At 73.8% G+C, this 19,547-nt stretch carries 17 protein-coding genes and 2 tRNA genes; 10 read left to right on the top strand and 9 right to left on the bottom strand.

Annotated features, from left to right (window positions below; all coding sequences use genetic code 11):
• Window positions 1-6: 6 nt before the first annotated feature.
• The 3 genes from LG274_RS10090 to LG274_RS10100 all read right to left on the bottom strand — a co-directional run bounded on the left by LG274_RS10090 (window position 7) and on the right by LG274_RS10100 (window position 5,537).
• A complete protein-coding gene (locus tag LG274_RS10090) occupies window positions 7-2,811 on the bottom strand; it encodes an ExeM/NucH family extracellular endonuclease (RefSeq protein WP_404464277.1) in 2,805 nt (934 codons plus the stop codon).
• 33 nt (window positions 2,812-2,844) lie between these two features.
• Entirely contained in the window at window positions 2,845-5,271 is a 2,427-nt protein-coding gene (locus tag LG274_RS10095) for a 5'-nucleotidase C-terminal domain-containing protein (protein WP_404464279.1), read from the bottom strand.
• A 178-nt stretch (window positions 5,272-5,449) separates the two neighbouring features.
• A tRNA-Ser gene (locus LG274_RS10100) sits at window positions 5,450-5,537 on the bottom strand.
• A gap of 141 nt (window positions 5,538-5,678) precedes the next feature.
• On the opposite strand from LG274_RS10100, the gene LG274_RS10105 reads away from it, so the two are divergent.
• Entirely contained in the window at window positions 5,679-6,788 is a 1,110-nt protein-coding gene (locus tag LG274_RS10105) for an NAD(P)H-quinone oxidoreductase (protein WP_248118354.1), read from the top strand.
• Window positions 6,785-7,234 carry a hypothetical protein gene (locus LG274_RS10110; RefSeq protein ID WP_298713529.1) on the top strand — a complete coding sequence of 150 codons (450 nt, stop codon included), beginning with the start codon at window positions 6,785-6,787 and terminating at the stop codon, window positions 7,232-7,234. The genes LG274_RS10105 and LG274_RS10110 overlap by 4 nt, the downstream gene beginning before the upstream one ends.
• 78 nt (window positions 7,235-7,312) lie before the next feature.
• Here the strand turns inward: LG274_RS10110 and LG274_RS10115 are convergent.
• Window positions 7,313-7,386, bottom strand: a tRNA-Thr gene (locus LG274_RS10115).
• A 176-nt stretch (window positions 7,387-7,562) separates the two neighbouring features.
• Here LG274_RS10115 and LG274_RS10120 point away from each other — a divergent pair.
• On the top strand, window positions 7,563-8,360 hold the full coding sequence (locus LG274_RS10120) for an HAD family hydrolase (protein WP_404464281.1): 798 nt from the start codon (window positions 7,563-7,565) through the stop codon (window positions 8,358-8,360).
• A 1-nt stretch (window position 8,361) separates the two neighbouring features.
• Here the strand turns inward: LG274_RS10120 and LG274_RS10125 are convergent, their stop codons facing one another.
• Both LG274_RS10125 and tmk read right to left on the bottom strand, forming a co-directional pair.
• Window positions 8,362-9,564 carry a DNA polymerase III subunit delta' gene (locus LG274_RS10125; RefSeq protein WP_248118360.1) on the bottom strand — a complete coding sequence of 401 codons (1,203 nt, stop codon included), beginning with the start codon at window positions 9,562-9,564 and terminating at the stop codon, window positions 8,362-8,364.
• Entirely contained in the window at window positions 9,561-10,232 is a 672-nt protein-coding gene (gene tmk, locus LG274_RS10130) for a dTMP kinase (RefSeq protein ID WP_248118362.1), read from the bottom strand. Before tmk ends, LG274_RS10125 begins: the two co-directional genes overlap by 4 nt.
• A gap of 85 nt (window positions 10,233-10,317) precedes the next feature.
• On the opposite strand from tmk, the gene LG274_RS10135 reads away from it, so the two are divergent.
• A complete protein-coding gene (locus LG274_RS10135; protein WP_404464284.1) occupies window positions 10,318-10,623 on the top strand; it encodes a DUF2516 family protein in 306 nt (101 codons plus the stop codon).
• A gap of 55 nt (window positions 10,624-10,678) precedes the next feature.
• Here the strand turns inward: LG274_RS10135 and LG274_RS10140 are convergent, their stop codons facing one another.
• The gene (locus tag LG274_RS10140; RefSeq protein WP_404464286.1) at window positions 10,679-11,521 is read right to left on the bottom strand and encodes a class I SAM-dependent methyltransferase; all 843 of its coding nucleotides are present in this window, start codon (window positions 11,519-11,521) and stop codon (window positions 10,679-10,681) included.
• Window positions 11,522-11,628: 107 nt separating this feature from the next.
• On the opposite strand from LG274_RS10140, the gene LG274_RS10145 reads away from it, so the two are divergent.
• Window positions 11,629-12,387: a phosphoglyceromutase gene (locus tag LG274_RS10145; protein WP_404464288.1), complete on the top strand. Its 759-nt coding sequence runs from the start codon at window positions 11,629-11,631 to the stop codon at window positions 12,385-12,387.
• Window positions 12,388-12,458: 71 nt separating this feature from the next.
• Here LG274_RS10145 and phoU read toward each other — a convergent pair whose 3' ends face one another.
• A complete protein-coding gene (gene phoU, locus LG274_RS10150; RefSeq protein WP_248118369.1) occupies window positions 12,459-13,130 on the bottom strand; it encodes a phosphate signaling complex protein PhoU in 672 nt (223 codons plus the stop codon).
• Window positions 13,131-13,305: 175 nt separating this feature from the next.
• Here phoU and LG274_RS10155 point away from each other — a divergent pair, with 175 nt between their 5' ends.
• Window positions 13,306-14,532, top strand: a complete 1,227-nt coding sequence (locus LG274_RS10155; RefSeq protein ID WP_248118371.1) for an ATP-binding protein — start codon at window positions 13,306-13,308, stop codon at window positions 14,530-14,532.
• The gene (locus LG274_RS10160) at window positions 14,529-15,209 is read left to right on the top strand and encodes a response regulator transcription factor (RefSeq protein WP_248118373.1); all 681 of its coding nucleotides are present in this window, start codon (window positions 14,529-14,531) and stop codon (window positions 15,207-15,209) included. The genes LG274_RS10155 and LG274_RS10160 overlap by 4 nt, the downstream gene beginning before the upstream one ends.
• 82 nt (window positions 15,210-15,291) lie before the next feature.
• On the opposite strand, the gene LG274_RS10165 is transcribed toward LG274_RS10160, so the two are convergent.
• On the bottom strand, window positions 15,292-15,840 hold the full coding sequence (locus tag LG274_RS10165; protein WP_248118375.1) for a hypothetical protein: 549 nt from the start codon (window positions 15,838-15,840) through the stop codon (window positions 15,292-15,294).
• Between the two features lie 194 nt (window positions 15,841-16,034).
• Between LG274_RS10165 and LG274_RS10170 the strand changes: the two genes are divergently transcribed.
• From LG274_RS10170 to cysS, 3 genes are all read left to right on the top strand, one after another.
• Window positions 16,035-16,517: a CarD family transcriptional regulator gene (locus LG274_RS10170; protein ID WP_248118377.1), complete on the top strand. Its 483-nt coding sequence runs from the start codon at window positions 16,035-16,037 to the stop codon at window positions 16,515-16,517.
• Between the two features lie 112 nt (window positions 16,518-16,629).
• Window positions 16,630-17,967, top strand: a complete 1,338-nt coding sequence (gene ispF / locus LG274_RS10175) for a 2-C-methyl-D-erythritol 2,4-cyclodiphosphate synthase (RefSeq protein ID WP_248118379.1) — start codon at window positions 16,630-16,632, stop codon at window positions 17,965-17,967.
• A gap of 76 nt (window positions 17,968-18,043) precedes the next feature.
• The gene (gene cysS / locus LG274_RS10180; RefSeq protein ID WP_404464292.1) at window positions 18,044-19,507 is read left to right on the top strand and encodes a cysteine--tRNA ligase; all 1,464 of its coding nucleotides are present in this window, start codon (window positions 18,044-18,046) and stop codon (window positions 19,505-19,507) included.
• The last annotated feature ends 40 nt before the right edge of the window (window positions 19,508-19,547 follow it).

Genomic DNA, 19,547 nt, shown 5'->3' on the forward strand with positions numbered 1-19,547 from the left:
AGCCGATCAGCCGGCGGCGGGCACGAGGACCCGGCCCTTGCCCTTGCCCGGGTGGGAGCCGTCATGGCCCTTGCCGGGGTGCATGCCGGTGCAGCGCATCCACTCGGCGGCGGAGAACCCGCCGTTCCCCTTGCCCTTGCCCTTGGACGGGTGCGTGACGTCCCCGCACTGGCCGCCCGGGGCCGGATCGGTGGGATCCGTGGGATCCGTGGGATCCGTGGGATCGACCGGGTCCACGGGGTCGACCGGCTCGGTCGCGGGGGCGTCGAGCTGCATGCCCACGAGGATCGGGTTGTGGTCCGAGGAGCGCCACTGGTCCGGGGAGTAGAAGTCCTCCTCCACGTAGTCGTGGCGCGAGTACTCGAGGGCCACGGACTCGTTGGCGTTGATCATCCAGATGTCCTGGCCCGTGATCGCGGCCGAGGCCGCGGGCGAGGCGTAGATGCCGTCCAGGCTGCCCACGCTGCCGCCGAAGACGTACGAGTACTCGTCGGTGAGCGCACCCTGGGAGATGTAGCCGGCCTCCTCGAGGACGCGGATGGGGTCCTCCTTCTCGTAGGAGTTGAAGTCGCCCATCAGCAGGACCTTGTCGGTCCCGGCCAGCACCTTCATCTGCTCCGCGAAGGCCACGAGGGCCTCGGCCTGGCCGACGCGGTCCGCGTTGTAGGCGCCCTGCCCGTCGCCGGAGTCCACGTTCTCGCCGGTAGCGCCGGAGCCGCCCTTGGACTTGAAGTGGTTGGTGATCGCGATGAACTCGGTGCCCTCCACGCCGTCGCCGGAGGCGTCCGCCACGCGGAAGACCTGGGCCATGGGCTCGCGGGCGTTGTCGAAGTTCACCTGGTCGTCCAGGATCACGGACTCGCCGACCGGGGTGACCCCGGCGGGCTGGTAGATGAAGGCGCTGCGGATGACGTCCTCGTCCTCGACGGCGGGACGGTCCGCGGGGGAGGCGACGTACGCCCACTTCTCGTAGCCCGCCTGCTCGTTGAGGGCGTCCACCAGGTGCGCGAGCGCGTGGTCGCGGTCCAGGCCGAACTTCTCGGAGTTCTCGATCTCCTCGAGGGCCACCACGGAGGTGTCCATGCCGGTGATCGCGGCGGCGATCTTGGCCTGCTGGCGAGCGAAGGCCTCATCGGTGTAGGCGCCGCGGGGGAGGCAGTCCTTGGTGGCCACCGGGTCGCCGTCGTTGTCGTAGTAGGCGGAGCAGCCCGGCACATCCTCACCGAGGGTGGTGAAGTAGTTCAGGACGTTGAAGCTGCCCACGGTCACGTTGCCGCCGAGCTCCTCCGGGGCCGCCTCCTCCACGCGCGTGTTCTCGATGGAGACGGGCTGCACGGTCGACGCCGTGGCGTCGGTGAGGTGGCCCAGCGGCTGGAAGGACCACGCGCCGAAGCGGTAGTCCAGGATGACGCCGGTGGTGAACTCGAGGCCGGCACCCACGCGGACGGGCTGGTCCGCGTCGAGGTAGGGCAGCGGGTTCTGATTGCCGGGGGAGCGGAAGAAGTTCACGGTCGAGCCGTCGTCGAGGACGATCAGCTTCTCCGCGTTCGCGGCGGCCACGGCCTGGGCGTCGGCGCCGGGCAGCGCGACCGACGTCGGGTTGTCCAGCGGATCGGTGCCCGGCACGATCCCGAGCGAGCCGTACTGGTTCAGGCTGTAGTTGTCCGTCACGGTCCACTCGCCCTGCGGGGCGAGCAGCTCGCCCTCGTGGGCCTCGCGCTGGGCCTCGGTGAGGGGGAACTCCACCGCGGTGGGGGCGACGCCGGCGCCGTCGGCCAGGGCGGTCACGCCGCCGGCGTCCACGCGGATCTGCGTGAGGCCGTAGTACTCGGAGACCGTGCCGGTGACCTGCACGTGGTCGCCCATCGCGACGGTGCCGACCGTGTCCGGGGAGTACACGAACAGGCCGTCCGACGCGCCCGGGGTGGCGTCGACGGCGTCGCCGCCGGTGCCCGCCGTCTGGATGTAGTAGCCGTTGTAGCCGCCCGTGGAGTACACCGCGGTGACGACGCCGGTGGTGGCGACGGACTGGCCCTCGAGCGGGGACACGGCGCCGGTGCCCTGGATCTCGGCGATGGTGACGTGCTCCACCGGGGCGGGCTCGACCGGGTCGACCGGATCGACGGGGTCGGTCGGATCCGTGGGCTCCGTGGAGGAGCTCGTGGAGTTCATCGGCGTCACGTCGGCGGTGACGGTGAAGTCCGCGGAGTTGTCGTTCGTGTCCACGCCGTCCGCGCGGGTCAGAGACTTCGGGTCCGCGTTGGCCGAGGGGGCGCCGGAGGGAGCGGTCTCGTAGGTGTTGGTGGAGCCGTAGCCCAGCAGGTCGGCGACGCCGGCGGTCTCGTCGGTCACGGAGCCGACGGGCAGACCCGCCAGGGTGCCCGCCTGGTCCGCGAGCACGATGGCGCCCTTGGTGCCGGCGGGGTTGAACGAGCCGCCCGCGTTGAGGTCCGGCGTCGGGAGCGCCTCGCCGGAGGTGCCGTTGGAGCCGCCCTGGATCAGGAAGTGGCCGTGGGCCGGGACCACGCCGCTCAGGGCGACGGTGTTGTTGGTGGCGCCCGTGCCGGTGCCGGAGCGGTACTGCAGCGACCAGCCCTCAAGCGAGATGGGCTCGTCCGTGGGGTTGTAGAGCTCGACGAACTTGTCGGTGTACACCGCGTTGGCGGAGCCGCCGTTGGTGTACGCCTCGTTGATCACGAGGCTGTCGCCGGAGGGGGAGGCCATGGCTGGGCCGGCCACCACGGCGGGGGCCAGCAGGGTGAGGGCCGCGAAGACGGCGGCGGGGCGCGTGCGGCGCAGGGAGATCGGCATGATCGTTGTCTCTCTTCTCAGTCTGTCGTCGTCTCAGCGGCCGGTGGGGGCGGTGCCGAAGGCCTTGCGGAAGCGCACGAGCGCACCCGCACCGAGCGCGGCGATCCCGGCGAGCCACCACGCGGCCTCATCGCCGGTCTGCACCTTGGTGGGGACGGTGTGCTCGGCGGTGTCGGACTCGGCCGGCTTGGCGGGCTTGGCCGGCTTCTCCGGGTGGCCGGGCTGCGCGGGCTTGGCGGGCTTGGCCGGCTTCTCCGGGTGGCCGGGCTGCGCGGGCTTGGCGGGCTGAGCAGGCTCGGCGGGCTCGCCCGGCTTGCCGGGGTTCGCGGGGACGGCCGGCTCGGCCGGCTGAGCCGGGGTGGTCGGCTCGGTCGGCTCGGTCGGGTCGGTCGGCTCGGCGGGGACCTCGGCGGCCAGCACCTCGAGGGCGTGGCGCACCACGGTCTCGGTGCCGTCGGCGTAGCGCACGGTCATGCGCAGCTCACCGGCGCCGGCGGTGGCCGGGGCGGTGATGCCCGAGAGGGTCACGGTCTCAGCGCCGGCGGGCACCTCCACGGTGCCCAGCTCCACGGCGGTGCCGTCCGTGCCCACGAAGGCGACGTCCACGGCGGTGGCGGCGGGGGCGCCGTCGGAGTCGATCACCAGGTCGCCGAGGGTGAGGACGATCTCCTCGCCCGCGGTCACGGTGGCCGGGGCGCCAGTGACCGGCACGCTCTTCTTCGCGTAGTCGGGGGCGACGGCGCCGTCCTCGGCGGCCTGGGCCCGCGCGTAGTCCTCGACCGCCTGGGAGTCGAGCAGGCCCGTGTTGACGAAGTTCTCACGGCCCTGCGCGAAGGCGGAGTAGCCGTCGGGGGCCTTGGCCGGGTCGCCGAGGGCCACCCAGGTGTCGTCCGCCAGGAAGGACTGCGTGGCCACGGTGTACATGGCGTCCATGTCGATCGGCTCGCCGTCGATCCAGATGCCGGTGACCTTGTCGCCCTGGGCGCGGGAGTCGTCGTAGGTCCAGGTCAGGTTCTCGGACCAGCCGAGGGTGAAGCGGCGCTCGCCGTCGCGCCAGTTCTGCTCGATGGCCTCCTTGATGGAGGAGCCCGGGATGTCGAAGTAGGCGATGGTGTTGCCGAACGGCGCGACGTCCAGCAGCTCGCCGAGGGTCAGCTGGCCGGTGAGGTCGCCCTTGGAGGTGAACGTGCCGCCGTCGTTGAACTGGTCCTCGAGCAGCTCGGAGCGCAGGCCGCCGGGGTTGGTCACGCCGAGGTCCACCTCGGGGTTGACGGCGGAGGCGGCGTGCTTCACGGCGTCGCCGACCCAGTTGCCCAGCGTGGTCTCGGCCATGCGGGTGCCGCCGGCCTTCCACGGCTTCCCGGCCTCGATGAGCTTCCGGTAGTCGGTGGTGATCGAGCCGTCCAGGTCGGCGACGACCTCGGACTGCATCTCCTCGAAGACCTTCACGGCCTCCTGCTCGATCTCGTAGACCTCGGCGGTGACGGCCGACTCGGCGGCTGCCTCGGCGGGATCCTGGGTGGAGCGCTCCAGCATCTGCTGCGTCACCGAGGTGACCTCGCCGGAGGCGTCCAGGGTGAGCTCGACGGCGGCGAGGTTCTTGCCGGACTGCGCGGCCTGCATCACGGGGCGGGCCACGCCGCCGTTCTCGGTGGAGTACTGGTAGAGCTGGTGGGTGTGGCCGTTGAAGATGACGTCCACGGCGGGGACGGTGTCCTCCACCATGCGCTGGAAGACCTCGCGGTCGGCGAGCTCGGAGGCCAGGTCTCCGCTGCCGGCGGCGCCGTCGTGGTACGAGGCCACGATCACGTCCGCGGAGCCCTCGTTCTCGATCTGCGTGGCCACCGCGTTGACGGCGTCCACCATGTCGATGACCAGGTTGCTCTCGAGGCCGGCGCCCGTGGTGGTGGCGTACAGCTCGTTCGGGGAGGCGCCGATCACGGCCACGCGCACGCCGTTGACCTCGCGGATCACGTGGGAGGTGAGGACGGGCTCCTTGGAGGTCGGGTCCACGAAGTTGGCGGAGAGCACCGGGAAGTCGGCGCGCTCGGCGACGCGGCCCTGGAGGTCGTCCAGGCCCTTGTCGAACTCGTGGTTGCCCGCGGCGAGGGCCTCCAGGCCCAGGGCGTTCATGATGTCGATCGTGGGGTTGTCCTGCTGCACGTTGGAGACCGAGGCGGAGCCGCCGATCAGGTCGCCCGCGGAGGTGAGCAGCACCGAGTCCGCGCCGTGCTCGGCCTCGAACGCGGTGCGGTAGTCCTCCACGGTGTCGGCGAACTGGGTGCCCGAGTAGCCGGAGGAGAGGGCGCCGTGGAAGTCGTTGAACGAGAGGATCGAGATGGTCTTCTCGTCCGCCGCGGACGTCTCGACGGCGAGGGCGGGCATGGCGCTCGCGGGCGCGAGGATCAGGGTGGTGCAGACGACGGTGGCCGCGGTGCGGCGGCTGAACAGGCTGGACATGGTTCTCCCCGGGGTGCGTGGTGATGAGGCGGTGCCGCGCGGTGCGTGGCGCATCACCCCGATCACAGCACCGTGAGGTGACCTCCGGATGAACGCCGGGTGGGGAGAGAATGACGGGTGAGTGGGGCCAGCGCCGGGCGGCGGCGGCCTGTGCGGGCCGCCGCCGCCCGGGACGGCGCGGATGGTGTGGGATTCGAACCCACGGTGCAGGGTTGCTGCACACCGGTTTTCAAGACCGGGTCCTTCGGCCGCTCGGACAACCATCCTCGACCGCGGTCCGCTCTCGAACCGCTCGGGCAACTCTACCGACTCGCCCCGCGGGAGGCTCGGGCCCGGTGGCCGCCGCGCCGCGGGCGGGGAGATGATAGGAGGAGGAGTCAGGGCGCGGAACGAGGCGAGGAGACGTCATGGACGAGCACGGGACGAGTGCAGAGGCCGGGCACGGGGAGATGCTCGCGGTGCGGTACACGGGCGGGGAGGGCGACGCCGGGATCCGGGCCGCGCGCGAGGCGCGCCCCGCCGTCGGGCCGGGGGAGGTGCTCGTCCGCGTGGCCGCCGCGGGGCTGAACCGGGCGGACCTGATGCAGCGCGCCGGGGTGTATCCGCCGCCGTCGGGCGCCTCGGAGATCCCCGGCCTCGAGGTGTCGGGCACCGTCGTGGAGGTCGGCCCGGCGGCCGGGCTGCCGGGGGAGGGCCGGTTCGCCGTGGGCGACGAGGTGTGCGCGCTGCTCGCCGGCGGCGGGTACGCGGAGTACGTGGCCGTCCCCGCGGGCCAGCTCATGGCGGTGCCGGACGGGGTGGACCTGGTGGACGCGGCCGCCCTTCCGGAGGTGGCGTGCACGGTGTGGTCCACGATGTCCGAGCGAGGCGGCGTGCGCGCGGGCGACGTCGTGCTCGTGCACGGGGGCTCCGGCGGGATCGGCTCGTTCGCCGTCCAATACCTCGCGGCGATCGGCGGGCGCGTCCTCTCCACGGCGGGCGGGCCGCAGAAGTGCGAGCGCGTCCGCGCGCTCGGGGCCGAGGACGTCTTCGACCACCGGGCCGCCGAGCCGGGCGCGTTCGCGGAGTGGGTGCTCGAGCGCACGGGCGGGCGCGGGGCGGACGTGATCCTCGACGTCGTCGGCGGGCCCTACCTGGACGCGAACGTGCGGTGCCTGGCGGAGGAGGGCCGGATCGTCGTGATCGCCGCGCAGGGCGGGGTCAAGGCCGAGGGGTTCAACCTCATGCGGCTCGTGGCCAAGCGCGGGTGGCTCACGGGCGCCACGCTGCGCTCACGGCCGGTGGTGGAGAAGGCGCGGATCGTGGCGGGGACGGAGAGGGCCGTGTCCCCGCTCGTGGCCGCGGGGCGGATCGACCTGTCCGTGGCGGCGCGCTTCCCGTTGGCCGAGGCGGCCGCCGCGCAGGAGTGGTTCGACCACGCCGCGCGTGCGGGCAAGGTCCTGCTCGTGACGGACCCCGCCGACGCGGATCACGCGCCTGGCGAGCCCGGCGACGGCGCCGCGGAGGCCCGCGCGTGAGGGGGCCCTTCGCCCGCTTCCGGCAGGGGCGCAGCGACGACCGGGAGCTGGGCACCGGCCTGTGGCGACGCAGCCACGACCGCTTCGTGCGCGCGATGGACCGCTACTGGCAGGTGGTTCAGGACGCGCGCAGCCCCAGCGCGCTCACGCCGGAGGAGCACAACGGCGTCGTCCACGCCGGCAACGTGCTCGCGGACCGCGTCCCCGCCGTGCGGGCGCTGTGCGTGCGACTGCAGGAGACCCACCCCGGCGACGGCGAGCACATCCCCACCGCGGTGTCCGAGGTGCACCGGGAGCTCTCCCGGGCCTCCCACGAGCTCGCCGCCACGGCCCAGGCCGCCGCGATGTTCCGGCTGGGCCAGGGGACGGCGGACGCCGTGAGCCGCCACGCGGAGCGGACGCTCGGGCACGTGGCACGCGCGGAGGAGCTGGCGTCCCGGGGGTGATCCGCCCGGGCGCACGCCCGCGCCGGTCCCGGAACGGGAAGGACCCCGCCGCCTCGAGGAGGTGACGGGGTCCGTGGGAGCCCCCTGCCGGATTCGAACCGGCGACCTGCTCTTTACGAGGGAGCTGCTCTGGCCAGCTGAGCTAAGGAGGCACGTGACCGGCAACGGCCACGGCAGTCCATCCTACCCGGTTCGGAGCGCCGATTCCACCGGCACCCGATATGCGATCGTGACCGGATCCTCCGGCGGCGTTCACCCGGCCGCCATGCGCCCGTCAGCTGGCCGGGATGGACTGGGGTCCAGCCGATCCCACCCTTGGAGCCGTCCCATGCGCCTGCACCCCGCCGCCCCCGTCCGTCTCGGCCCGGGCCACACCGTTCCCCGGGCCGTGGGCGGGGGGCCCGCCGAGCCGTCCGCCGTCCCCGCCCGGTCTCCGCGCCCCTCGGACGTCCCGCTGCGCCTGGCCGTGGTGGACATGTCCGGGACCTCGATCGTGGAGGGAGGGCTGCAGGACACCGCGTTCTCCGAGGCCCTCGCGGCACACGGCGTGACGCCTGGGACGCCCGAGCACGATCGGGCGGTCCGCACCTTCGAGCAGCAGCGGGGCACCTCCCGCAGCGCGGTGTTCCGAGAGGTGTTCCCCGAGCGCGCGGCCGCGCTGGCCGCCACCCGCTCCTTCGAGACCGCCTTCGACCGGCTGCTCGCCGAGCACGGCGTGCGGGCCGTGCCGGGGGCGGAGGAGGCGCTCACGCGCCTGAGGGAGCTCGGCCTGGACCTGTGCCTGTGCACCGGATACGCCCGCCACACGCAGAACATGATCCTCGAGTCCCTGGGCTGGATGGGCCTCGCGGACCTCAGCCTCTCTCCCGACGACGCGGGCCGCGGCGTGCCCTACCCGGACATGACGCTCACGGCCCTGCTCGCCCTCGACCACGAGGACGTGCGCAGCGTGCTCACGGTGGGGGACACGGCCGCCGACATCCTGGCGGGGCGCCGCGCGGGCGCGGGGCTGGTGGTGGGCGTGCGCTCGGGGGAGGGCGACGCCGGGCAGCTGTGGGAGGCCGGCGCCGACCACGTGGTCGACTCGCTCGGCCAGGTCCCCGGGCTCGTCGAGGTCCGCGGCTGACTCAGCCGCGAGCGCCGGAACGGGCCCGGCGCGGCAGGAGCGCGAGCATCATGGCCTCCAGGGCCAGCTGCTCCGGCACGTTGCCGGCGAGCCGGGTCCGGGCCTGGGCCACGGCGTCGATCCGGGCCACCACGTCCGCCGAGGAGCCCGCGGCCCCGCGTGCGTACGCCTCGATCTCCGCGCGGCGGTGCTCGTTGATCAGCTCGCCCTCCGCGCCCAGCTGCACGCGCAGCACGTCCCGGAAGAGGCCGATCACGTCGATCATCGCCCGGTCCAGCGCGTCCCGCACGGAGCGCTTGCGGCGCCGGGCCTGCTCCTCCTCGAGGCGCTTGACGTGATGGCGCAGCTTGGGCGGCACGGCCTCCGAGCCCTCGATGCCGAGCGCGCGGCGCAGCCCGGCCAGCTCCTCCGCGTCCCGCGCGGCCGAGGAGGACTCCGCCTCGGCGCGGGAGACCTCGGCCAGCTCGGCCGCCGTCGCCATCGCATCGGAGACCGCGGTGGCCCGCAGGGGCAGGGAGAGGACGGCCTCCCGGCGGCGCAGCGCCTCGGGGTCCCGGGCCAGGCGCCGGGCCATGCCCACGTGGGACTGCGAGATCCGGGCGGTGAGGAGCGCGGTGTCCGTGTCCAGCCCGTCCCGGCGGTGCAGCAGCGCGGCCACGTCCTCGACGGCCGGGATCCGCAGGGTCACGAGCCGGCAGCGGGAGCGGATGGTGGGCAGCACGTCCGCCGGGGAGGGCGAGCAGAGCATCCAGACGGTCCGCTCCGGGGGCTCCTCGATGGCCTTGAGCAGCACGTTGGTGGCCCGCTCGGTCATGCGGTCCGCGTCCTCCATGAGGAAGATCCGCCACCGGCCCGTGGCGGGGGTGGACTGGCCGGTCTCCACGAGGGCGCGCACGTCCTCGATCCGGTAGCTCACGCCCTCCGTGGCCAGCACGGTGACGTCCGGATGCGTCCCCGCCAGGGCGGTGCGGCACGCGTGGCACCGCCCGCAGCCGCGCTGCAGGGGATCGGGGGACTCGCACTGCAGGGCGGCGGCGAAGGCGCGCGCCGCCGTCGAGCGCCCGGAGCCGGGAGGGCCGGTGAAGAGCCACGCATGCGTGGGGCGCTCCTCGGCCGCGGCGCGCCGCAGCTGGGCCACGACCGCGTCCTGGCCCGCGAGGTCGGCGAACACGCCGGCGGTCTCCGGCGCCGTCTCCCCGATCATCGGGCCGCCGCCGTCAGGACGCGCTCCACGATGCGGCGGGTCAGCTCCTCCGGCGGGCGCGCCGCGTCCAGCACGAGGTAGCGCGCGGGCTCCTGGTGGGCGCGGGCCAGGAACGCGGCGCGCAGGGTGCCGTGGGCCGAGGCCGTCTCCTGCTCCATCCGGTCCGGGGCACCGCCCCCGGCGCGCTCGCGCCCGGTGCGGCGACCGGCGGCCGTCTCCGGTTCCGCGTCCAGCAGCACGGTGAGGTCCGGGACGAGCCCGTCCGTGGCCCACGCGTTCAGCTCGGCGATCCGCGGCGCGCCCAGGCCGCGCACGGCCCCCTGATAGGCGATCGAGGAGTCCACGTACCGGTCCGTGATCACGACGCGCCCGGCCGCGAGAGCGGGGCGCAGCGTGCGCTCCACGTGGGCGGAGCGGGCCGCCGCGAAGAGCAGGGCCTCCGTGCGCGGATCCACGGGGGCGTGCGCCGGATCCAGGATGAGCGCCCGGAGGAGCTCGCCCAGGTCCGATCCGCCGGGCTCGCGGGTGAGCAGCACGTCCCGTCCGGCCGCGCGCAGGGCCTCAGCGAGGGCGCGCGCCTGCGTCGACTTCCCGGAGCCGTCCGTGCCTTCGAGGGCGACGAACAGGCCGGGATGCGCTGCTCCGGGGTGCTCGGGCGAGGTGCTCACCCCCCGAGCCTAGACGGAGGGGTGGACGCCGAGGCACCCTGTGGACGACGCCGCCCGGCGCCCCCCTGCCTCTAGACTGGCGGGCATGAGCGCTCCCATGGTCTTCGCCCTCACGTTCGAGCACTGGCTGTTCCAGGCGATGGCGCTCGTGGCCGTGGGCGTCGAGATCTGGGCGTTCGTGGACGTGCTCCGCCGCGGCCCCGCCGAATTCCTGCGTGCCGGCCAGCGGGACCGCAGCTTCTGGCTGCTGCTCACCGGCATCGCGCTCGCGGTGGGCGCGATGGGCCTGCTCATGGGCGCCGGCCTCGGCATGTTCAGCATCGCTGCGGTCTGCGTGGCCGCCGTCTACCTCGCCGGTCCGCGCGGAGAGCTGCGCCTCTACAGCCGCTGAACGCTCCGCCTGCTCGGCCGCTGAGGGCTGCGGCTCCGCGCCGCTCCCGCCCGCATCACGCCGACGGCGCCACCGCGTCCCAGCGCACGCTCAGCTCCCCGCGCCGCCACTGGTGCGCGCGCCCCAGCACCGGCCACCCCTCGGTCCGCAGAGCGTCCGCCGTCGCGATCCAGCGCTGCCTCGGCCCGTAGGGCGCGAGCGGGGCGAAGCGCTCCCACGCCGCGTCGGCGGCGGCGAGGAACCGGTGCACGGGCTCGCCGGGCACGTGCCGGTGGATGAGGGCCTTGGGGAGGCGCTCGGCGACGTCGCTGGGCCGGGCGAAGGCGCCGAAGCGCATCGCCACCGTGAGCGAGTGAGGCCCCTCCGGGCGCAGGTCCACCCACGCCGCCCGCCGCCCGTCCTCGGAGCACGTGCCCTCCACGAGCACGCCGCCCCCGGCGAGGCGGGACCGCATCATGGCCCACACGTCGGGCACATCCTCCTCGCGGTACTGGCGCAGCACGTTGAAGGCCCGCACCACCGTCGGCGCGCGGGGGACCGCCAGTTCGAAGCCGCCCACCTCCCATGTCAGCCCGGGGACGCCGGCTGCGCGCTCACGGGCACGGGCCACGCGTGCCGGGTCGATCTCCAGGCCCGTCAGCTCGAGCTCCGGGTTCACGGCGCGCAGGCGGTGGAACATCTCGACGGCGGTCACGGGCTCGGCGCCGAAGCCGAGGTCCACCACGAGGGGCCTCGGGGTGCGGCGCAGCAGGGGGCCATGGACGTCGGCGAGCCAGCGGTCGACCCGGCGCATGCGCTGGGCGAAGGTCGTGCCCCGCGTGACGTGCCCCTGGGGCCCGCGCGCCACGCCGCGGGCCGCCGTCACGGGCGCGCGCAGCCGCCGGGCCTTCTCCACCATGGCCGCCAGCCTAGGCGAGCGCTCCGGCCGCCGGCGGACGTCGGAGGCGGGCCGCAGCGGGGGCCGTCCCTGGCCCGGCGTGAGGGGGCCCCGCCTATCATGGGGCCATGGCGAACACCACTTACACGCTGGTCCTGCTGCGGCACGGCCAGAGCGACTGGAACGAGAAGAACCTCTTCACCGGCTGGGTGGACGTGCCGCTCACCGAGAAGGGCCGGGCCGAGGCGACCCGCGGCGGTGAGCTCATGGCGGCCGAGGGCATCGCCCCGGACGTGCTGCACACCTCCCTGCTGAAGCGCGCCATCACCACCGCCAACCTCGCGCTCGAGGCCGCGGACCGCCAGTGGATCCCGGTCAAGCGCGACTGGCGCCTGAACGAGCGCCACTACGGCGCCCTCCAGGGCAAGGACAAGGCCCAGGTGAAGGAGGAGTTCGGCGAGGAGCAGTTCATGGTGTGGCGCCGCTCGTTCGACACCCCGCCGCCCGCACTCGACGACTCGTCCGAGTTCTCTCAGGCCGGGGAGGAGCGCTACGCCGAGCTGGGCGACGACGCCCCGCGCACCGAGGCCCTGAAGAACGTCATCGACCGCCTCCTGCCCTACTGGGAGGGCGAGATCGTGCCGGACCTCAAGGCCGGGAAGACGGTGCTCGTGGCCGCCCACGGCAACTCGCTGCGCGCGCTCGTGAAGCACCTGGACGGGATCTCCGACGAGGACATCGCCGGCCTGAACATCCCCACCGGCATCCCGCTCGTGTACGAGCTGGACGAGGACCTCAAGCCCGTCACCCCGCACGGCCGCTACCTGGACCCGGAGGCCGCCGCCGCCGGTGCCGCCGCCGTGGCCGCGCAGGGTCAGAAGCACTGACGTCCCCACGCGCGACGACGGGCCGGGCCCCCTCCTGTGAGGAGGGGGCCCGGCGCGTGGTGCAGGAGGAGTCAGGCGCCGTTGGCGTCCGCGCCGCGGTGGTGGTGGCATTCGCCCGTCACCAGGTAGCGGACCTTCAGCGCGACGGCGAGACCGTGGTCGGTGAACCGCTCGAAGTATCGCGAGGCCAGGGTGACGTCGGTGGTCGTGGAGGGCGAGGCTGTCCAGTCGGGTGACGCGATGGCCCGGAACACGGACAGGTGCAGGGCGTTCACGTCCACGTTCAGGGCGTGGATGCGGTCCGCGTGGGCCAGGTCCAGGGTCTCGAGCAGGAGGACGGCCTCCTCGGCCACCTCGACGGCGGCGTCCGCCAGCTGCGTGAAGACGGGGCGCACGGCCTCCGGGATCACGTGCTCCGGGTACCGCAGCCGGGTGAGCTGGGCGATGTGCCGGGCGAGGTCGCCCATGCGCTCCAGCGAGGAGCTCATCCGCAGCGAGGCGACGACGGTGCGCAGGTCCGTGGCCACCGGGGCCTGGAGGGACAGGAGACGGACGGCCTGATCGTCGAGGGACTCCTGGAGCATGTCGATGCGGGCGTCCTCGGAGATGACCCGCTCCGCTCCGTGCACGTCCGCGGTCTCGAGCGCCGTGCGCCCGTCGAGGGCGGCGCGGTGGACGAGGCGGGCGATCTCCACGAGGTCGCGTCCCAACCGGTCGAGGTTGGCGCGGTACAGCTCCCTCATGACGTCCTCTCCGCGTGCGGGCGCACCGTCTGCCGTGCTTCCTGCCGTGCTGCGCCCCTTCAATGAAGCATTCACCATGTCAGGTGGAGGTGAACACGGCATGAACGGCGCCCGGCGGCGGATCGACGCTCTCCTGGCCGCCCGGTCGCCCCGTGCCGCAGGCTAGGCTGGGCGCGTGGATCCCGTCATCATCGGCCTCCTCTGCGGACTGGTCGGACTGCTCATCGGAGTGGCCTCCATGCTGGCCTTCCGGGCATCCGAGCGCTCGCGCACGGTGGACCTGGCCGTCGAGGAGCCCACTCTCGCTCCCGGCACCGCGGAGGTTCTCTCCGTCATCGGCCGTGCCTACGTGGTGGTGGACGCCGTCGACGGCGTGGTGCGCGCCAATCCGTCCGCCTACGCCTTCGGCCTCGTGCGGGGCCACTCCCTCGTCCACGAGCAGCTGCGCGAGTTCACGGGCGCCGTCCGCTCGGACGGCGTGATCCTCGAGCGGCGGATCGAGCTCTCGCGCGGCCCGCTGGCCCCCTCGAGCCTCGTGGTGGAGCTGCGGGTGGCCCCGCTGGACGAGGAGTACATCCTCATCCTCGCCGACGATCGCACGGACCTGACCCGCACGGAGGCCATGCGCCACGACTTCGTGGTCAACGTGTCCCACGAGCTGAAGACGCCCGTGGGTGCCATCTCCCTGCTCTCGGAGGCCATCGGGGACGCGGCGGAGGACGAGGAGGCCGTGCGCCGCTTCGCGATGCGCCTGGGCATCGAGTCGAAGCGGCTCACCGCCCTCGTGCAGGACATCATCGAGTTCTCCCGGCTCCAGGCCAAGGACGTGGTCCAGGAGGGCCGCGCCGTCGACCTGCGGACCGTGGTCCTCGAGGCCGTGGACCGCCTGCGCCTCACGGCGGAGGCCCGCGGCATCACCCTGAAGGTCGGCGGCCGCATGGACGCCATGGTCCACGGGGACCCGGACCAGCTGATGACGGCGGTGCGCAACCTCATCGACAACGCGGTGCGCTACTCCCCGGACGGCACCACCGTGGGCATCGGGCTGAGCGCGCACGACGGGCTGGCCCAGGTGACCGTCACGGACCAGGGCATGGGCATCAGCCCGGAGGACCAGGAGCGCGTGTTCGAGCGCTTCTACCGCGTGGACGCGGCCCGCTCCCGCCAGACCGGCGGCACGGGCCTGGGCCTGAGCATCGTCAAGCACGTGGTGATCAACCACGGCGGCGAGGTCACGCTGTGGTCCCAGCCGGGACGCGGCTCCACCTTCACCATCCGGCTGCCCGAGTGGGAGGACGACGGCAGCCCCGTCGTCGGCGGGCAGGCCGGCACCCATGTCACGCAACGCCGCGGTCATCGAGTGACCGCATCGGCCGCACCCCGGAAGGAGATCAGCGCATGAGCCGCATCTTGATCGTGGAGGACGAGGAGTCGTTCAGCGACCCGCTGTCCTACCTCCTCAACAAGGAGGGCTTCGAGGTCACGGTGGCCGCGGACGGCAACGAGGCGCTCGCGGAGTTCGAGCGCTCCGGTGCGGACCTCATCCTGCTCGACCTCATGCTCCCGGGGATGTCCGGGACGGAGGTCTGCCGCCAGGTGCGCCAGCGCTCCAACGTCCCGGTCATCATGCTGACCGCCAAGGACTCGGAGATCGACAAGGTCGTGGGTCTGGAGATCGGGGCGGACGACTACGTCACCAAGCCCTACTCCTCCCGTGAGCTCGTGGCCCGCGTGCGCGCGGTCATGCGCCGCCAGGGGGAGCCCGAGGAGCTCGTGGCCTCCGCCGTGGCCGCCGGCCCGGTGCGCATGGACATCGAGCGGCACGTGGTGGCGGTGGACGGCCAGCAGGTCTCCCTGCCGCTCAAGGAGTTCGAGCTGCTCGAGATGCTGCTGCGCAACGCCGGCCGCGTCCTCACCCGCGGCCAGCTCATCGACCGCGTGTGGGGCTCGGACTACGTGGGGGACACCAAGACCCTCGACGTCCACGTCAAGCGCCTGCGCTCCAAGATCGAGCCGGACCCCTCGAGCCCGCGGCATCTGGTGACCGTCCGCGGCCTGGGGTACAAGTTCGAGGCCTGAGACCGGCCGGCCTCCGCGCGGGACGACGTCGGCCCCGCACCTCCGGCGAGGAGGATGCGGGGCCGACGTGGCGGTGCTGGGCTCAGTGGCCCTCGCCGTAGTGCAGGCTCTCCTCGTGGAGGTGGCCCTCGAGCTCCTCGTCCGAGGGGCTGACGCCCTCGGGCAGCAGGTCGCGGTACTGCTCCTGCGTGGCGGACATCAGCGGCACCCGGGCCTCGGTCTCGAAGCCCTGTCCCTTGATGACCACGGGGAGCAGCTCGCCGACCCAGGCGTCCTTGCGCTCCAGGGCGATGTCCTGGTCTTCGAGGACGACCGTCTCACCGGCGGGCACGTCGACGGTGGCGGAGCCGCCCGTCGGCGTGGTGAAGGTGTACGCCATGTCCTGGTCCGAGGGGTTCTCCAGGGAGCCGATCAGGCGCGCCGGACCCGAGTCCCCTGCGCCCACGAGGAGGAGGTTGGAGTAGCGGATGAACCCCTCCGAACTGCCGTTGACGCCGTCGGAGGCGGAGTACTGGATGCCGGTGGCGACGGGGCTCACGGCGGAGCAGCCGGTGACGCCCAGGAGGGCGGCGGCGGCGACGGCGCCCGCGGCGAGGCGGCGCCGGGCGGGCCGGGTGGCGGCGAACTTCACGGGGTTCTCCTACAGGTGCGAGGGCGGAGGGGCCCGGTCGGGGCCTCACCCGTCAGGGTACCGCATGGCCGGATGCCGCCCCCTGATCGCTCCGGCGGCCCCACTACCACAGGGAGCGGCCTGGAGAGGGGGGACGCGCGCGGGGAAATGGCTTATCCGTGATAGAATGAGCCGTCTGGAAAGGGGCACATCACATGGTTTTTGAGGTCGGAGAGACCGTCGTCTACCCCCACCACGGTGCTGCGCGGATCGAGGAGATCAAGATGCGCACCATCAGGGGTGAAGAGAAGATGTATCTCAAGCTCAAGGTGGCGCAGGGTGACCTGACCATCGAGGTCCCGGCGGAGAACGTGGACCTCGTGGGAGTGCGTGACGTCGTGGACTCCGAGGGTCTGGACCACGTGATCGAGGTGCTGCAGGCCGAGCACGTCGAGGAGCCCACCAACTGGTCCCGCCGGTACAAGGCGAACCTGGAGAAGCTCGCCAGCGGTGACGTCAACAAGGTCGCCGAGGTCGTCCGCGACCTGTGGCGCCGCGACCAGGACCGCGGGCTGTCGGCCGGGGAGAAGCGCATGCTCTCCAAGGCGCGCCAGGTGCTGGTGTCCGAGCTCGCGCTCGCCAAGAAGACCTCCGAGGAGGAGGCCGAGGGCATGCTGGACAAGGTGCTCGAGGGCTGACCCTCCGCCGTCGCGGACGGATCGGAAGACATGGGCAGGATCTGCGTCGGAGACGCAGGTCCTGCCCATGTCTGCAGGTCCTGCAGTGCGGGCCGTCCCTAGGATGGGGGCCATGCCCACCGCGCTCGTGATCGCCGCCGCCGGCTCCGGCACCCGCCTCGGCGCGGGGATGCCCAAGGCCCTCGCCCCGCTCGCGGACGGGCGTGCCCTCCTCGCCCACTGCCTGGACGCCGTCGCCGCGGCCCGGGACGCCGGAACGTCGCTGGACGCCGTCGTCGTGCTGGTCCCCGCGGACCCGGACGGCGGTGCGCGGGTCCGCGCGGTCGTCGCCGAGGGGCGGGCCCGGCTCGGGGCGCCCGTGGCCTGCGTGCCCGGCGGCGCCGAACGGGCGGACTCCGTGCGCTCCGGGCTCGCCGCCGCCGACCGCGCCCTGGGGCGCGGGGTGCCCGGTCCGCGCCACGTCCTCGTGCACGACGCCGCCCGCGCGCTCACGCCGCCGGCCGTGTTCGCCGCGGTGCAGGAGGCGCTGGACGCCGGCGCCGTCGCCGCGATCCCCGGAGTCCCGCTGACGGACACGGTGAAGGAGGTCGTGCTGGCGGACGCAGGAGCGGCGCCGGGCGAGCGGACCCTGCGCCTCACGGTGCGCGGCACCCCGCCCCGCGGCGGACTGCGCGCCGTCCAGACCCCGCAGGGCTTCGACCTGGACGCGCTGCTCGCCGCCCACGAGGCCGTCCGCGCCGATCCCGCCCGGGACGCCGCCGCCCTCACGGACGACGCCATGGTGATGGAGGCCGCGGGCCATGCCGTCGCGGTGGTGCCCGGCCACGCCGAGGCGTTCAAGGTGACCACCCCGCTGGACCTGGACCTGGCGGCCGCGCTCCTCGCGCGCCGCCCCGCCGACCGCACGCCCGACGAGAGGACCGCCATGGCCGACGCCACCGCCACCCAGACCCCCGCCCTCCCCGTGCTGCCCCGCACCGGCATCGGCACGGACATCCACCAGTGGGCACCCGAGGACGCCCCGCGCCCGCTGTGGCTCGGCGGGATCCACTGGCCCGGCGAGCGCGGCGTCGCCGCCACGTCCAACGGCGACGTCGCGGCCCACGCCATGTGCAACGCGCTGCTCTCCGCCGCGGGCCTCGGCGACCTCGGCGCCGTCTTCGGCACGGATCGCTGGGAGATGAAGGACGCGACGGGCGAGGCCATGCTGCGCGAGGTGCTGCGCCTGCTGGCGGAGGCCGGCTTCCGTGTGGGCAACGTGGCCGTGCAGGTCATCGCCCCGCGTCCCAAGGTGGGCACGCGCCGGGCCGAGATGGAGGCCGCGCTCTCGGCCGCGCTCGACGGCGCCCCCGTGTCCGTCAGCGCCGCGACGACGGACGGGCTGGGGTTCATCGGAGCGGGCGAGGGGCTCGTCGGGCTGGCCACGGCGCTCGTGGTGCCCGCCCACTAGGCTGAACCCGTCCCCGACCGCCCTGCTCAGGCTCGCTGACCCACGACTCTCTGACACAAGACAAGGACGCCGCCCCATGGCCCAGCGCTTCTATGACACCCGCACCGCGCAGATCAGGGACTTCGAGCCCCTCGTGCCCGGCCAGGCCTCGGTCTACTACTGCGGGGCCACGGTGCAGGGGATGCCGCACGTGGGCCACGTGCGCAGCGCGATCGTGTTCGACGTGCTCATCCGCTGGCTCGAGGCCACGGGGCTGCGGGTCACCTCCGTCCGCAACGTGACGGACATCGACGACAAGATCCTCGACCGCTCCGCCGCCTCCCACGCCCCCGGCTTCGAGGCCTCGGATCTCTACCCGGCGCAGGAGCCGTGGTGGGCGCTGGCCTACCGCTTCGAGAACGCCTTCGACGCCGCCTACCTCGCGCTCGGAGTGCGCCGGCCCACCTATGAGCCGCGCGCGACGGGCCACGTCCCGGAGATGTTCGCGCTCATCCGGCGGCTCCTGGACGGCGGTCACGCGTACGCCGCGGCCGACGGCTCCGGGGACGTGTACTTCGACGTGCGCTCGTGGGAGCGCTACGGCGAGCTGACCCGCCAGCGCGTCGAGGACATGCAGGACGCCCCCGACGCAGACCCGCGCGGCAAGCGCGACCCGCGCGACTTCGCCCTGTGGAAGGGCGCGAAGGAGGGCGAGCCCGCCACCGCGGTGTGGGTGTCCCCGTGGGGTGCGGGCCGCCCCGGCTGGCACCTGGAGTGCTCCGCCATGTCCACCAAGTACCTGGGCGCCGAGTTCGACATCCACGGCGGCGGCCTGGACCTGCGCTTCCCGCACCACGAGAACGAGCTCGCCCAGTCGGCCGCGGCCGGCGACGGGTTCGCCCGCTTCTGGCTGCACAACGGCCTCGTCACGTACGAGGGCGAGAAGATGTCCAAGTCCGTGGGCAACACCATCTCCCCGGAGGAGATGCTCGGCATGGCCCGCCCGAAGGCCGTCCGCTACTTCCTCGGCCAGGCCCACTACCGCTCCCAGCTGGACTACCGTCCCGGCGCCCTCCAGGAGGCCGCCGCCGCGGTGGAGCGCATCGAGAACTTCGTGGACCGCGCCCGTGCGCAGGCCCCCGACGACGCCGCCGGCACCTCCGGCGCGCCGCTCGCCGAGCGCGTGCCCGCGGCCTTCCGCGCCGCGATGGAGGACGATCTCAACGTGCCGCAGGCGCTCGCGGCCGTGCACGAGGCCGTCCGCGCGGGCAACACGGCGCTCGCCGCGGGTGACGCCGCCGCCACCGCGGCGCGCCTCGCGGAGGTCAGCGCGATGACGGCCGTGCTCGGCCTCGACGACGTCCCGGAGGCGGGCGCGGGCGGCGCCGGTCCCGCGGCGGCCGCGCTCGACTCCCTCGTGCGCTCGCAGATCGCGGCCCGCGCCGAGGCCCGCGCGGCCAAGGACTGGGCCGCCGCGGACCGCATCCGGGACGCGCTGGCCGCGGCCGGCGTCGTGGTGGAGGACGGCGCCGAGGGCGCCACGTGGCGCCTGGAGGGCTGACACCTAGACTGGAGGCCGATCCGGCGCGCCGAGCAGGCGG

Origin of the sequence: Micrococcus antarcticus, assembly GCF_044872765.1 — a bacterium.
Taxonomy (GTDB): Bacteria; Actinomycetota; Actinomycetes; order Actinomycetales; family Micrococcaceae; genus Micrococcus.

Excerpts from the sequence above, each read along its gene's own strand:
- LG274_RS10090 (WP_404464277.1), bottom strand. The coding sequence starts at position 2,811 with ATGCCGATCTCCCTGCGCCGCACGCGCCCCGCCGCCGTCTTCGCGGCC.
- LG274_RS10095 (WP_404464279.1), bottom strand. The coding sequence starts at position 5,271 with ATGTCCAGCCTGTTCAGCCGCCGCACCGCGGCCACCGTCGTCTGCACC.
- LG274_RS10105 (WP_248118354.1), top strand. The coding sequence starts at position 5,679 with ATGGACGAGCACGGGACGAGTGCAGAGGCCGGGCACGGGGAGATGCTC.
- LG274_RS10120 (WP_404464281.1), top strand. The coding sequence starts at position 7,563 with ATGCGCCTGCACCCCGCCGCCCCCGTCCGTCTCGGCCCGGGCCACACC.
- LG274_RS10125 (WP_248118360.1), bottom strand. The coding sequence starts at position 9,564 with ATGATCGGGGAGACGGCGCCGGAGACCGCCGGCGTGTTCGCCGACCTC.
- LG274_RS10135 (WP_404464284.1), top strand. The coding sequence starts at position 10,318 with ATGAGCGCTCCCATGGTCTTCGCCCTCACGTTCGAGCACTGGCTGTTC.
- LG274_RS10140 (WP_404464286.1), bottom strand. The coding sequence starts at position 11,521 with ATGGTGGAGAAGGCCCGGCGGCTGCGCGCGCCCGTGACGGCGGCCCGC.
- LG274_RS10145 (WP_404464288.1), top strand. The coding sequence starts at position 11,629 with ATGGCGAACACCACTTACACGCTGGTCCTGCTGCGGCACGGCCAGAGC.
- phoU (WP_248118369.1), bottom strand. The coding sequence starts at position 13,130 with ATGAGGGAGCTGTACCGCGCCAACCTCGACCGGTTGGGACGCGACCTC.
- LG274_RS10160 (WP_248118373.1), top strand. The coding sequence starts at position 14,529 with ATGAGCCGCATCTTGATCGTGGAGGACGAGGAGTCGTTCAGCGACCCG.
- LG274_RS10170 (WP_248118377.1), top strand. The coding sequence starts at position 16,035 with ATGGTTTTTGAGGTCGGAGAGACCGTCGTCTACCCCCACCACGGTGCT.
- ispF (WP_248118379.1), top strand. The coding sequence starts at position 16,630 with ATGCCCACCGCGCTCGTGATCGCCGCCGCCGGCTCCGGCACCCGCCTC.
- cysS (WP_404464292.1), top strand. The coding sequence starts at position 18,044 with ATGGCCCAGCGCTTCTATGACACCCGCACCGCGCAGATCAGGGACTTC.